This window comes from Kitasatospora sp. MBT63 (assembly GCF_000710465.2).
In the GTDB taxonomy this organism is placed as follows: Bacteria; Actinomycetota; Actinomycetes; order Streptomycetales; family Streptomycetaceae; genus Kitasatospora.
On the sequence record NZ_JAIZ01000365.1, the window covers coordinates 1 to 12857 of the forward strand.

Below are 12857 nucleotides of genomic sequence, written 5' to 3' on the forward strand. Positions count from 1 at the left end.
CGCACGTACGCGGCCGGGGTGACCGGGTGGGCGGGGCGGGAGGCGGCCAGCGCCCGCCGGGCGGCCTCCGCCTCCTTGAGCGCCTGCTCGGCGACGGCCACCGCGCGCTCGCGCAGCAGCCTGGCGATCTCGGTCTCGGCCTTCGCCAGCCGCGACTTCTCCGCCGTCAGCCGGCGCCCGAACCTGGTCGCCCGCTCCTCCGCCACCTCGGCCGCGTACTCGGCCTCGGCGAGCTGTTCCTCGTACCGCTCCTCGGCCCGCAGCCGCTGGACGATGGCGAGCTGGGCGGCGGCCCGGGCGGCCTTGTCGCGCTGGCGCAGGACCATGCCGAGGCCGATCGCGGCGAAGACCGCCGCGACACCGACCGACCGGGCCACGATCTGGTCCGGACTCGCCACCAGGGCGGCGAGCGCCGCGATGACGAGAACACCGGTGGCGGCCGGGGGCAGCGACCGGCCGAGGAACGAGGAATGACGGTGGCGTCCGCGAGACATGCCAAAGAAACTAGCGTGCGAATTGGGCCGCTGTCAGCCGCGCCACTCATTCAGCCCTTGACATTTCGGCGCCACTACTCCGCGCCCCGACGGGACTACGGTCGGCGACCGGCGCGGGCCGGGCGGGACCGGGCGGCGGAGGGCGGCGGTGTGCCCCGCGGTCAGCGGTGGGCGGCCGGACGGCCGGGCGGGGCGCCGTTGTGGTCCTCGGGGAGCCGGCAGATGTGCTGGAGCCAGAGCGCCACGGCGATCACCGCCGCGCCCGCCAGGACCGCGAAACCGGCCGTGATCGCCTGCGAGCGGCGGACCGCGATGTCCAGCTGCCCGAGCAGCACCACACCGATGCCCGCGTAGACGCCCGACACCACCGCCGACACCAGTGCGCTGGCCTGGCCGAGCACCAGCGCCCGGGCCGCCCCCAGCGGGTCGACGCCCTTGGCGTCCGGCCGCCGCTCCCGGACCGCCTTGAGGCGGGAGCGCAGCGAGATCGCGGTCGCCAGCAGGACCACCGCGATCCCGGCGAGCACGATGGGCGCGAAGACCGGCACGCCGGGCAGCGCGCCGCGCGCGTCCCACACCTTGGCACCGGCCCAGGACAGCACCGCGGCCACTGCGGCGATGCCGAGCAGCAGACGGAGACGGAGCGGCTTCACGCGGAGGAGGTCCTTCCCGACGATCCCGGCGGCCGGGGGCGGGCCCCCGGCCAGGACACCGTACCGGGCCGAGCCCCCGCAGTACTTACTCGTACGGCCGTGACCGGTCGAAGGTTCCCGGGGCCGCCCGGCGCACCGGACGCGGACGCGCTACTCGGGGAGGGTGAGCCGGATGTCCTCGCGGCGCCACACGACCTGGCCGGGCTGGCCGGCCAGCGCGTCCAGCAGCGGGCCGACCGGGCCCTGGCCCGGCACCTCGGCGGCAGGGTCGGCGTCCTGCCAGGGCGCCAGCACGAACGCCCGCTGGTGCGCCCGCGGGTGCGGCAGCAGCAGGACCGGGTCCTCGCTCAGCACCCCCTCGTAGGACAGGATGTCGACGTCCAGGGTGCGCGCGCCCCAGCGGACCTCGCGGACCCGGCCGAAGGCGTCCTCGACCGCGTTGGCGCGGTCCAGCAGGTCGTGCGGCGGCAGGCTGGTGCGCAGCACGGCGACGGCGTTGAAGTAGTTCGGCTGCTCGGCGGGGCCGCCGAGGGCCTCGGTCTCGAACACGGCGGACACGGCGGTGATCCTGATCCCGGGGGTGTCCGCGAGCGCGTCCACGGCGCCCTGCAGGGTCTCCAGCCGGTTGCCGAGGTTGCTGCCGAGGGCGACCACGGCGGAGCGCGTGGTGTGCAGGGTGGATTCGGCGCAGTCCACCCGGCGCTCCAGGTCGAACGTGGTCGGCGTGGCGGTCGGGTCGCTGGTGCTCATCAAGATCCCTCTGCTCGGGGCGGCGGGAGGCTGCGGCCGCTGGAGATGGGGGCGGCGCACGTCATGCGCGGCCCCGGTGAATGGTGACGGTGACGTCGTCGAACGGGACGGTGATCGGGGCGTCCGGCTTGTGCACGGTCACCTCGACCTCCTCGACGGCCTCGTGGGTGAGGCACTGGTCCGCGATCCGCTGGGCGAGGGTCTCGATCAGGTCGACCGGGTCGCCGGCGATGACGGCGGTGACCTCCTCCGCGATGACGCCGTAGTGGGCCGTGCGCGTGAGGTCGTCGCCCGCGGCGGCCGGCCGGGTGTCCAGGTGGAGCACGAGGTCGACGACGAAGGTCTGGCCCTCGATCCGCTCGCGCTCGAAGACGCCGTGGTGGCCCCGGGCACGCAGGCCCCGCAGGGTGACGCGGTCCAGCAAACGAATCACTTCTCCCAGATTCGGCCCCTGCGCAGGGCAGGGTGGTGGCGGGCTCCGTCGCCCGCTGCCCCCGAATCTACCCGCGAGCAAGGACACCGCCTGACCGTCTACCCGGCACGGCGGGGCGCCACGCACGCCGAATCGGCGATTGACGTGAACGTTCGGTGCCGCCCGGCGGACATCCGCGCGGCCTACGGCACCCGCTCGGGTACGGCCGCCCGGGTCAGTCCTCGTCCTCGTCGTCGCCGCTGGTCAGGACGGGTGAGCCGTGGTGCGACCAGAGCCGCCAGCCGTCGGCCGTGCGGCGGAACAGGTTGGTCGAGACGACCTTCCCGCCGACCAGCGGGCCGAGCTCGCCCTCCTCCTCCGCCTCGCCGCCGGAGAGGATGTTCTCGGTGCAGGTGACCAGCGCCACGTCGCCCTGCACCTCCACCTCGACGTCGGTCAGGAAGAACTGGATGTACTCGGTGTTCATCATGATCAACATGTACGAACGGGTGACCTGCGCCCGCCCGCGCAGCACCGGCCAGCCGGGGTGCACGCAGACCACGCCGGTCTTGTCGTCCGCGTCGGACGGGCCCAGCCAGATCGACTCGACGGCCTCCAGGTCGCCGGTCTCCAGCGCCTCGTAGAGGGCCCGGTTGGCGGCCAGGACCGCCTCGCGGTCCGACTCCGGAGCCGCGGCCGGGTTGCTGCTCCGGTCGTTGCCGCTCGCCGCTTCTGCCACGCCTTACCCCCTCTGTGCGGCCCGTTCCCAGGCCGCGACCACTCGTACGGCGTCGGCCGTGCCGGCGACGTCGTGCACCCGGACGGCCCAGGCGCCGGCCCGGGCGGAGAGCACCGACACGGCCGCCGTGGCGTCGTCGCGCTGCCGGGCCGGGCGAGGCTCCCCGGTTTCCGGGTTGGCGAGCAGCGTACCCAGGAAGCGCTTGCGGGATGCGGCGACGAGGACGGGGCGGCCGAGCGCGGTCAGCGCGTCGAGCCGGCCGAGCAGCGCCCAGTTGTGCTCGCTGGTCTTGGCGAAGCCGAGGCCGGGGTCGAGGATCAGCTGCTCCTCCTTGACCCCCGCGGCCAGCAGCGCCGCCATCCGGGCGGCCAGCTCCGCGGTGACGTCGGCGACCACGTCGCCGTAGACGGCCAGGCCGTCCATGTCCGCCGACTGGCCGCGCCAGTGCATCACCACGAACGGCGCGCCGGTGGCGGCCACCACCTCGGCCATCGCCGGGTCGGCGAGGGCGCCGGAGACGTCGTTGACCAGGCGGGCGCCGGCGGCGACGGCCTGCTCGGCGACGCGGGCCCGCATGGTGTCGATGGAGACCGTCACCCCGGCGGCGGCCAGCTCCCGGACCACCGGGATCACCCGGCGCAGCTCCTCCTCCTCGGTGACCCGCTGCGCGCCCGGGCGGGTCGACTCGCCGCCGACGTCCACCAGGTCCGCCCCACGGGCCGTCAGCGCCAGGCCGTGGGCGACCGCGGCGGCCGGGTCGAGCCACAGGCCGCCGTCGGAGAAGGAGTCGGGGGTGACGTTGACGACGCCCATGACGGCGCAGCGTCCGAGTGCGGGGAGACCGGGGAGAGGGTTGTTCATGTGGTCATTATCGAGCGGCGGGTGGGGGGAGGAGCGAAGACGGACGACGGATGACAGATTCTGAAATCTGTCATCCGTCGTCCGTCATGCAGTTCCCGTCAGGCCGCCTCGGTCACCGCACCGACCGTCGCCGTCTCCGGCATCAGCCCCTGCCGCTGCCGCTTGCGCCCGAACCGCGGCATCCCCAGCGTGATGAAGGCCTCAGCCTGCATCGCCGCGAAGCCGATCCGCGGCAGGTCCCGGGTCTGCGGGTAGACCAGGAACCGCGGCTCCCACTCCGGCTGGAACTTGGCGTTGAACTTGTACAGCGACTCGATCTGGAACCAGCGCGAGAGGAACACCAGCAGCCCGCGCCAGGCGCGCAGCACCGGCCCCGCGCCGATCCGCTCGCCGCGGGCCAGCGCCGAGCGGAACATCGCGAAGTTCAGCGACACCCGCCGCACCCCGAGCGCCGGCACCTCCTGCAGCGCCGCCACGATCAGCAGCTCGTTCAGGCCCGGATCGGCCTCCCGGTCACGCCGCATCAGCTCCAGCGAGATCCCGTCCGGCCCCCACGGCACGAAGTGCAGCACCGCCTTGAGGTCGTCGCCCGGCGCGGCCGCCGCGGCCGCGCCGGAGGCGGCACCCGTACCGGCGTCGCCCTCGGCGGACTCCGGCGCCTTGTGCGCGGTGACCACCACGCAGTCGTCGTCCCCGATGTCGCCGAAGCGTCCGAGCGCCATCGAGAACCCGCGCTCGGTGTCGGTACCGCGCCAGCGCGCCGCCGCGTCCGCGATCTGCCGCTTCTCCGCCTGGGTCAGGTCGCCGACCCGGCGCACCTTGCAGGAGTAGCCGTTGCGCTCGATCCGCTTGACCATCTGCCGCACGTTGCGCATCGCGCGCCCGGACAGCGAGAAGGCCGAGGTGTCGACGATCGCCTCGTCGCCGAGCTCCAGCGCGTCCAGCCCCGCCTCGCGGGTCCAGACCTCGCCGCCGACCTCGCTGCACCCCATCACGGCCGGCACCCAGGCGTGCTCGCGCGCCTCGGCCATGAAGACCTTGATCGCACCGGGCCAGGCCTCCACGTCACCCACCGGGTCCCCGGAGGCCAGCATCACACCGGACACCACCCGGTAGGAGATCGCCGCCTTGCCGGAGGGCGAGAACAGCACGCTCTTGTCCCGGCGCAGCGCGAAGTACCCGAGCGAGTCCCGCTGCCCGTGCCGGGCCAGCAGCTCCCGGACCCGGACCTCGTCCTCGGGGGTCAGCTCGGGCTCGGGCTTCTCCGGCCGCAGTGCCAGGTACCCGGTGGTGAAGGCGGTCAGCAGCCCGAGGGCGCCGAGCGAGTACGCGACCAGGTCACCGATCCGGTCACTGCCGTACCGGATCGGGCCGTCGAAGCCGAACAGCCCGTAGAGCGTCTCCTGGAAGCGCTCGACCAGGCTCGGGTCGCCGAGCTCGGACTTCGGGTGGACCGAGACGATCAGCAGGCCGAGGCCGATGCTGACCATCCCCATCACGACCAGGTTGGCCACCGCCCGCCAGCGGGTGCGCGGGTCGGCCTTCGCGTAGAACTCCCTGCGGTGCACGAGCACCACGGCGAACAGCACCAGTGCGACCACGCACGGCCCGGGCTGGTGCCAGCGCAGCGCCTGCAGCGCGGCGCCGAGCGGCAGCAGGACGCAGACCGCCCGCCAGGCCCGGCGCTTGCGACGGCGCAGGGCGTGCGCCAGCAGCACCAGCAGGATGCCGATCATCAGGGTGCCGACCGCGGCCAGCGTGGTGGTCGTCCCGGGCAGCTGCCCGGCGAAGGTGTGCACCTTGGTGTGGCGCAGCTTGGGGAAGACCGCGCTGCAGATGTCCAGCAGCCCGATCAGCAGGCAGGCGTAGCCGATCGCGCCCGGCAGCCAGGCACGCGGGACGGAGGCGGCTTGGGTACGGAGCGTCTGCAGACCCCGGCGGCGGGGCTGCTCGGACGACGGCTCAACGGACACGGGAACGCTCATGGAAGCTCAGCCTAGAGGCTGTCCGGGACTGTCCTGTCACTCCGGAGGAGGAACTGTGATGGACCTTCATGGCTATTCCTTGGTCTGGCAAACCGCACGTCAAGAAAGCCCCAACGGCCGGTACGGACCGGCCCGGGACGCGGGGCTCCCCGGCCGTCGGAGCCTGGGGACGGGTGATGCCTGGTCCGCTCCGGACCGGCGGGACGGCCGGTCCGGGACGCACTTCGGCAGCGCGAAAAACAGGAGACAGGTGCCACCGGCGATGGCACCGGCATGGGTCCAGCATGGCCGCACCGGCACCGAAAGACCCCCGCCGACGCGTTTCCACACGGTGGACGACGCATTCTAGGGGTTCGGTTGCGCCCGTTCGCAGGCGGCGACCCCCCGACCCGCCACCGGCCCGCCACCGGCGCCCCACCGGCGCCCCACCGGCCCCGCCGGCACCGGTCGGCCTACACCTGACGCTCGGTCAGACCAGCCCCGCTGGCCGCACCCCACAGCCCGGCGCACGATGAACCCTGGCCCGACAACTTCCCCAGGGAGGGCGACCCCGGATGAAACTGACCAGCACCGCGCTGGTGTACTCGCTGAGCGTACTGGCCGTCGTCGGCCTGGTCGCCACACTCTGGCTGTGGCCCCGGCTGGCCGGACAGCGCCCGCTGCCGGTGCTCGGCCGGCTCGGTCTGCTGACCGTGGTTCAGGTCTCGGTGCTGGCCGTGCTCGCGCTCTCGGTGAACAACTCCTTCGGCTTCTACACCTCCTGGGACGACCTGCTGCGCCCCGGCGGCGCCCCGCTCGCGCTGGCCGGGTCCTCGTCCCCCCGCGGCGCCCCGCCCGACCCCGCGAAGCTGGTCGAGCCGACCACCGAGGGCGGCATGGAGACCGTGAAGGACCTGCTCCCGCCGGGCGCCCCGGAGGAGGTGGGCAAGGTGGAGTCGGTCCGGGTGAACGGCCCCGAGTCCGGCCTCTCGGACCAGGTGTTCGTCTACCTGCCGCCGGAGTACTTCTCCCCGCAGTACGCCAAGGTGCGCTTCCCGGCCGTGCTGGCGATCGGCGGCTTCCCGGGCACGTCCCTGCACCTGCTCGACAGCCTGCAGCTGCCGCAGGCCGAGTCCGCGCTGCACAAGGCGGGACGGACCCTGCCCGCCGTCATCGTGATGGCCCGGCCGACCGTCGCGCCGCCCCGCAACACCGAGTGCGTGGACGTCGTCGGCGGCCCGAAGACCGAGACCTGGTTCGCCAAGGACTTGCCGACCGCGATCCGCTCCGCCTACCGGGTCGGCCACTCGGAGGACACCTGGGGCGCGCTCGGGTACTCCACCGGCGGCAGCTGCGCGCTGCGCCTGGCGATGCGGCACCCCGAGTACTTCTCCGCGGCGGCCGCCCTGCACGCGGACTACGAGGTGCCCAACGACAGCTTCACCGGCGGGGACCTCTTCCACGGGGACACCGCGCTGGCCAACCAGTCGGACCTCACCTGGCGGCTGCAGAACCTGCCGGCCCCGCGGACCTCGCTGCTGGTGGTCAGCACCAGGACCGAGGAGAACTACAAGGCGACCGAGGACTTCCTCGCGGTGGCCAAGCAAGTGGCCGACGCCCACCCGGAGTTCAAGGTCGAGTCGAACTTCCTGGACGACGGCGGCCACAACTTCGACGCCTGGAAGCGCGAGCTGCCGGCCGCCCTGGAGTGGATGAGCGACCGGCTGAGCACCTTCGAGTGGATCAGCGAGCGCGACGGCGCCCAGTAGCGAATGCCTTCCCCCACCACCCCGGCAGTGGCCGGCCCGCTCCGGCGGCCGGCCACTGCCGTCGTGTGCGGGCCGGCGCCGCAGGGGTCCCGCCGGGAACCGGTCCGGCCGGGTCAGCGGCCGATGATCAGGCTCATCGCCTCGGCACGGGTGGCCGGGTCACGCAGCTGGCCGCGGACCGCGGAGGTGGTGGTGGTCGCGCCGGGCTTGCGGATGCCGCGCATCGACATGCACATGTGCTCGCACTCGATCACCACGATGGCGCCGCGCGGCTCCAGGATCCGCATCAGCGAGTCGGCGATCTGGCTGGTGAGCCGCTCCTGCACCTGGGGGCGGCGGGCGAACACGTCGACCAGCCGGGCCAGCTTGGACAGCCCGGTGATCTTGCCGGTGACGGCGGGGATGTACCCGACGTGGGCGACGCCGCGGAACGGCACCAGGTGGTGCTCGCAGGTGGAGAACACCTCGATGTCCTTGACCAGCACCAGCTCGTCGTGGCCGAGGTCGAAGGTGGTGGTCAGCACGTCCTCCGGGCGCTGCCGCAGCCCCGCGAATATCTCCTGGTAGGCCCGAGCCACCCGGGCCGGGGTCTCCAGCAGGCCCTCGCGGTCCGGGTCCTCGCCGACCGCGATCAGCAGTTCGCGGACCGCGTTCTCGGCACGCTTCTGGTCGAAGGGCCCCACGACGGCTTCGCCCTCAAGGGTCACCGGGTCGATCATTCGTGCCTCGCTTGGCAGACGGAGTGGACGGGAACGGTCCCGGCGGAGGCGGTCCGACGCGGGTGGTCGGGCCGGGCCCCGCCGGGCCCGGTACCGGCCCGACATCGGGCCGAGCAGCACGGATGCCGCGCCTCCAGGGTACAAACCCCGGTGACGCGGCATCCATTCCGTACGGTCGGCCCGCGGTGGCGGGCCGGACGGCTCAGCTCTCGGCCGGGCCGTCGGGCAGCTTGTGCACGTCCACCGACGGGGAGTCGACGGCCGGCACGGCGATGCCGTTGCTGAGCGCCAGCTCCTTCGGCGACTGCACCGGCGGGCGGGTGGAGGGGGTACGCCGGGAGGAGCCCGTCCAGGCCGGACGGTGCGGACGCTTGATCACGTGGGTGAAGACCTCCGCGATCTGCTCCTTGTTCAGCGTCTCCTTCTCGAGCAGCTCCAGGACGAGGTTGTCGAGCACGTCGCGGTTCTCGACCAGGATCTCCCAGGCCTCGTTGTGCGCGGTCTCGATCAGCTTCTTGACCTCCTCGTCCACCAGCCCGGCGACCTCTTCCGAGTAGTCGCGCTGGTGACCCATCTCACGGCCGAGGAAGGGCTCCGACTCGCTGGAACCGAACTTGATCGCACCCAGGCGCTCGCTCATGCCGTACTGGGTGACCATGGCCCGCGCGGTGGCGGTGGCCTTCTCGATGTCGTTCGAGGCGCCGGTGGTCGGGTCGTGGAAGACCAGCTCCTCCGCCGCCCGGCCGCCCAGCATGTAGGCCAGCTGGTCGAGCATCTCGTTGCGGGTGGTGGAGTACTTGTCCTCGTCCGGCAGCACCATGGTGTAGCCGAGCGCCCGGCCCCGGGACAGGATGGTGATCTTGTGGACCGGGTCGGAGTAGTTGCACGCCGCCGCCACCAGGGCGTGGCCGCCCTCGTGGTACGCCGTGATCTTCTTCTCCTTGTCGGACATGATCCGGCTGCGCTTCTGCGGGCCGGCCACCACGCGGTCGATGGCCTCGTCCAGGATGAAGTTGTCGATCAGCTTCTTGTCCGAGCGGGCGGTCAGCAGGGCCGCCTCGTTCAGTACGTTCGACAGATCGGCGCCGGTGAAGCCGGGGGTGCGCTTGGCGACGGCCGAGAGGTCGACGTCGGGCGCGATCGGCTTGCCCTTCTGGTGCACCTTGAGGATGTCCAGCCGGCCCTGCAGGTCGGGCCGGTCGACCGCGATCTGCCGGTCGAAGCGGCCCGGGCGCAGCAGCGCCGGGTCGAGGATGTCCGGGCGGTTGGTGGCGGCGATCAGGATGACGCCGCCCTTGACGTCGAAGCCGTCCATCTCGACCAGCAGCTGGTTGAGGGTCTGCTCGCGCTCGTCGTGGCCGCCGCCGAGGCCCGCACCGCGGTGCCGGCCGACGGCGTCGATCTCGTCGACGAAGATGATCGCCGGCGCGTTCGCCTTGGCCTGCTCGAACAGGTCGCGGACCCGGGAGGCACCGACACCGACGAACATCTCGACGAAGTCGGAGCCGGAGATCGAGTAGAACGGGACGCCCGCCTCGCCGGCCACGGCGCGTGCGAGCAGGGTCTTGCCGGTGCCGGGCGGGCCGTAGAGCAGCACACCCTTGGGGATCTTGGCACCGACGGCCTGGAACTTCGACGGCTCCTGCAGGAACTCCTTGATCTCCTGGAGCTCCTCCACCGCCTCGTCCGCGCCGGCCACGTCCGAGAACGTGGTCTTCGGGGTGTCCTTGGTGAGCAGCTTGGCCTTGGACTTGCCGAACTGCATGACCCGGGAGCCGCCGCCCTGCATCTGGTTCATCAGGAACAGGAAGACCAGGACGATGATGACGATCGGCAGCATCGACAGCAGCAGACTCATGAAGGTCGACTGCTTCTCGGGGCTGATGGTGTAGTTGTCGGGCAGCTGGCCGGACTTGAACTGGTCCTGCAGCGTGGACGACACGTTCGTGGCCTGCGTGTCGGACACGTAGGAGGCCTGGAACTTGGTGCCCGAGGGCTGCTTGCCGGAACTGTTGGCCGGGAGCTTCTGCCCGTCCTTGAGCTGGATCTTGATCAGGTTCGAGTCACCAGTGGTGATCTCCGCCGACTTCACCTGGTCGCCGTTGATGGCGGCAATCACCTGGCCGGTGTCCACCGTCTTGTAGCCGCCCGAGTCGGAGACGACCTGCATCAGCACAACGACGGCGAGAGCGGCCAGCACGATCCACATGATCGGCGCACGGAAGTATCGCTTGACGTCCATCCATGCGGGGCGTTGCCGCCCCGTCCCTCCTGCCACTCAACGGCGCTGCGCGGCCGAGGGGCCGCGGGCGCATACCGGGTATGTGCTCATGAGAAGAGCGGTTTATTGGACCGTACCGCAGTCCCACTCGCCTGCGGCGAGAGCACGACGACACGACGTATTTTCCTACCCCGGCTCAACGGGTGGGAACGGTGCACCGTTCCCACCCGTAGCCCGAACGGTTCAGCGGGTCGTTCAGCCGCCGTAGACGTGCGGCGCCAGCGTCCCGATGAAGGGCAGGTTGCGCAGCTTCTCCGCGTAGTCCAGGCCGTAGCCGACCACGAACTCGTTCGGGATGTCGAAGCCGACGTACTTGACGTCGATGGTGACCTTCGCCGCATCCGGCTTGCGCAGCAGGGTGCAGACCTCCAGCGAGGCCGGGCCGCGCGAGCCCAGGTTGCCCAGCAGCCAGGACAGGGTCAGGCCGGAGTCGATGATGTCCTCGACGATCAGCACGTCCCGGCCGGCGATGTCGGTGTCCAGGTCCTTGAGGATCCGCACCACGCCCGAGGACTTGGTCCCCATCCCGTACGAGGAGACGGCCATCCAGTCCATGGTCACCTGCGAGTGCAGGGCCCGGGCCAGGTCGGCCATCACCATCACGGCGCCCTTCAGCACGCCGACGATCAGCAGGTCCTTGCCGGCGTAGTCGCGGTCGATCCGCTCGGCCAGCTCGGCCAGCTTGGCGTCGATCTCGTCCTTGCTGATGAGCACCTTCGCCAGGTCGGCGCCCATGTCGTTCTGATCCACCGGGGATACGTCCTCAAACGTTCGGGGTCTGGGTTCGGCGGCGGCCCTGGGACCAGCGGACGGGCTCACGCCCGCTGGTCGCCCTGTCGCCGAAAGACCAGCGTGCCACACCGGCGGACGGCTTCCACTCCCCCGGGTAGGTGCAGCGGGCCCTGACCGCGCCAGCCGGTGACCAGCAGGTCCACCGCTTCGAGGTGACGGGCGAACAGGTCCCCGGCCGGGCAGCCCGCGCGCAGGGCCGCCCGGCGCAGCACCCGGCGGCGCACCGCGGGGGGCAGCGCGGTGAGTTTGCCGACGTCCAGGGCGCCCTCGGCGGTCCGCAGGTCCGGCTCGGCGAGGGCGGCCCACTGGTCGAGGGCGTCGGCGTCGTCGCGGAACAGGCGGGCGGTCCGGGCCAGCGCCTCGACCACGCCGCCGCCCAGGTGCTTCTCCAGCACCGGCAGGACCTCGTGGCGGACCCGGGACCGGGTGTAGGCGGGGTCGGTGTTGTGCGGGTCGTCCCAGACCGGGATCGCCTGGGCGGCGCAGGCCTGCCGGGTGGCGGCGCGGTCCAGTTCCAGCAGCGGGCGGCGGTAGCGGCCCTTGTGGGCCGGCATCCCGGCCAGCGAGCGGGCGCCGGAGCCTCGGGCCAGCCCCAGCAGGACCGTCTCGGCCTGGTCGTCGCGGGTGTGGCCGAGCAGCACGGCGAGCGCCCCGAGCCGGTCGGCGGCCTCGTCGAGGGCGGCGTAGCGGGCGTCACGGGCGGCGTTCTCCGGGCCGCCGTCCCGGCCGACCCGGACGGTGACCGCCTCGACCGGCTCCAGCCCGAGTTCGCCGAGCCGCTCGGCCACCTGCCCGGCGCGCTCGGCCGACCCCGCCTGCAGGCCGTGGTCGACGGTGACGGCGCCGACCCGCAGGCCGAGCTTGGGCGCCTCGAAGGCGGTGGCGGTGGCCAGCGCCATCGAGTCGGCGCCGCCGCTGACCGCGACCAGCACCAGCGGGGAGCCCGGCGCGGCGGGCGTGCGGGGCAGGCCGGAGGGGTGGCGGCGGGCGTTGCCGATCAGGGTGGTGGCGCCGGCCAGCGCGGCCTCGGGCGCGGCGGCCGGCCGCAGCCGGGGGGCGCGGGGCGGCGAGCCGGGCACGACGCCGGCCTCGGCGGCAAGCTCGGCGAGGGTACGGCGGACGGCGAGGCGTATCGCCGCGACAGCAGGATGTGGGCCCACGGGGATGCACTCCTTGGCGGAGGGGGGAACGGGCAGGCCGGAGGCAGCGCCGCCGGGTACGGGGAGACCCGGTCAGCTCTCTGTCACCATGCGCTCACAGATGGTCGCAGAATCCGGTCACCGGCTACGCCACCCGCGCCACCGGTACGACCACCGTCCCACGTACGGGTGAATGGAAAAACGTTCATTCGGACTCCGTCTGTACGGCTGAGCCACCCTGGCGGGCGTCCGGAGCCACCCGTTCGGCGGGCCCCGGGCGGCGC

The 12857-nt window shown here is 72.5% G+C and carries 11 protein-coding genes and 1 pseudogene; 1 reads left to right on the plus strand and 11 read right to left on the minus strand.

Annotation, left to right across the window (positions count from 1 at the left end):
• From AA75_RS21305 to AA75_RS21335, 7 genes and pseudogenes are all read right to left on the minus strand, one after another.
• A pseudogene (locus tag AA75_RS21305) lies at positions 1 to 494 on the minus strand (hypothetical protein); the annotation flags it as partial.
• 161 nt (positions 495 to 655) lie between these two features.
• The gene (locus AA75_RS21310; protein WP_033821756.1) at positions 656 to 1147 is read right to left on the minus strand and encodes a DUF3180 domain-containing protein; all 492 of its coding nucleotides are present in this window, start codon (positions 1145 to 1147) and stop codon (positions 656 to 658) included.
• 150 nt (positions 1148 to 1297) lie between these two features.
• Complete coding sequence (gene folK, locus AA75_RS21315; protein ID WP_033821757.1) at positions 1298 to 1897, minus strand: 2-amino-4-hydroxy-6-hydroxymethyldihydropteridine diphosphokinase; 600 nt, start codon at positions 1895 to 1897, stop codon at positions 1298 to 1300.
• A 61-nt stretch (positions 1898 to 1958) separates the two neighbouring features.
• Positions 1959 to 2318, minus strand: coding sequence for a dihydroneopterin aldolase (gene folB / locus AA75_RS21320; protein WP_033821793.1), 360 nt, complete (start codon positions 2316 to 2318; stop codon positions 1959 to 1961).
• 226 nt (positions 2319 to 2544) lie between these two features.
• Positions 2545 to 3048: a nuclear transport factor 2 family protein gene (locus tag AA75_RS21325; protein WP_051812962.1), complete on the minus strand. Its 504-nt coding sequence runs from the start codon at positions 3046 to 3048 to the stop codon at positions 2545 to 2547.
• Between the two features lie 3 nt (positions 3049 to 3051).
• Positions 3052 to 3909 (minus strand): dihydropteroate synthase, encoded by an 858-nt coding sequence (gene folP / locus AA75_RS21330; protein ID WP_082526704.1) that lies wholly within the window; start codon positions 3907 to 3909, stop codon positions 3052 to 3054.
• A gap of 98 nt (positions 3910 to 4007) precedes the next feature.
• Positions 4008 to 5894, minus strand: coding sequence for a phosphatidylglycerol lysyltransferase domain-containing protein (locus AA75_RS21335; RefSeq protein WP_082526705.1), 1887 nt, complete (start codon positions 5892 to 5894; stop codon positions 4008 to 4010).
• 554 nt (positions 5895 to 6448) lie between these two features.
• Between AA75_RS21335 and AA75_RS21340 the strand changes: the two genes are divergently transcribed.
• A complete protein-coding gene (locus tag AA75_RS21340) occupies positions 6449 to 7642 on the plus strand; it encodes an esterase family protein (protein WP_033821759.1) in 1194 nt (397 codons plus the stop codon).
• Between the two features lie 113 nt (positions 7643 to 7755).
• Here AA75_RS21340 and folE read toward each other — a convergent pair whose 3' ends face one another.
• From folE to tilS, 4 genes are all read right to left on the minus strand, one after another.
• The gene (gene folE, locus AA75_RS21345) at positions 7756 to 8361 is read right to left on the minus strand and encodes a GTP cyclohydrolase I FolE (RefSeq protein ID WP_033821760.1); all 606 of its coding nucleotides are present in this window, start codon (positions 8359 to 8361) and stop codon (positions 7756 to 7758) included.
• Positions 8362 to 8563: 202 nt separating this feature from the next.
• Positions 8564 to 10603, minus strand: a complete 2040-nt coding sequence (gene ftsH / locus AA75_RS21350; RefSeq protein WP_033821761.1) for an ATP-dependent zinc metalloprotease FtsH — start codon at positions 10601 to 10603, stop codon at positions 8564 to 8566.
• Between the two features lie 234 nt (positions 10604 to 10837).
• Complete coding sequence (gene hpt, locus AA75_RS21355; protein WP_199520378.1) at positions 10838 to 11392, minus strand: hypoxanthine phosphoribosyltransferase; 555 nt, start codon at positions 11390 to 11392, stop codon at positions 10838 to 10840.
• Positions 11393 to 11457: 65 nt separating this feature from the next.
• Positions 11458 to 12594, minus strand: coding sequence for a tRNA lysidine(34) synthetase TilS (tilS, locus tag AA75_RS21360; protein WP_033821762.1), 1137 nt, complete (start codon positions 12592 to 12594; stop codon positions 11458 to 11460).
• Positions 12595 to 12857: the final 263 nt, after the last annotated feature.

Excerpts from the sequence above, each read along its gene's own strand:
- folE (WP_033821760.1), bottom strand. The coding sequence starts at position 8,361 with ATGATCGACCCGGTGACCCTTGAGGGCGAAGCCGTCGTGGGGCCCTTC.
- AA75_RS21335 (WP_082526705.1), bottom strand. The coding sequence starts at position 5,894 with ATGAGCGTTCCCGTGTCCGTTGAGCCGTCGTCCGAGCAGCCCCGCCGC.
- AA75_RS21340 (WP_033821759.1), top strand. The coding sequence starts at position 6,449 with ATGAAACTGACCAGCACCGCGCTGGTGTACTCGCTGAGCGTACTGGCC.
- folP (WP_082526704.1), bottom strand. The coding sequence starts at position 3,909 with ATGAACAACCCTCTCCCCGGTCTCCCCGCACTCGGACGCTGCGCCGTC.
- ftsH (WP_033821761.1), bottom strand. The coding sequence starts at position 10,603 with ATGGACGTCAAGCGATACTTCCGTGCGCCGATCATGTGGATCGTGCTG.
- folK (WP_033821757.1), bottom strand. The coding sequence starts at position 1,897 with ATGAGCACCAGCGACCCGACCGCCACGCCGACCACGTTCGACCTGGAG.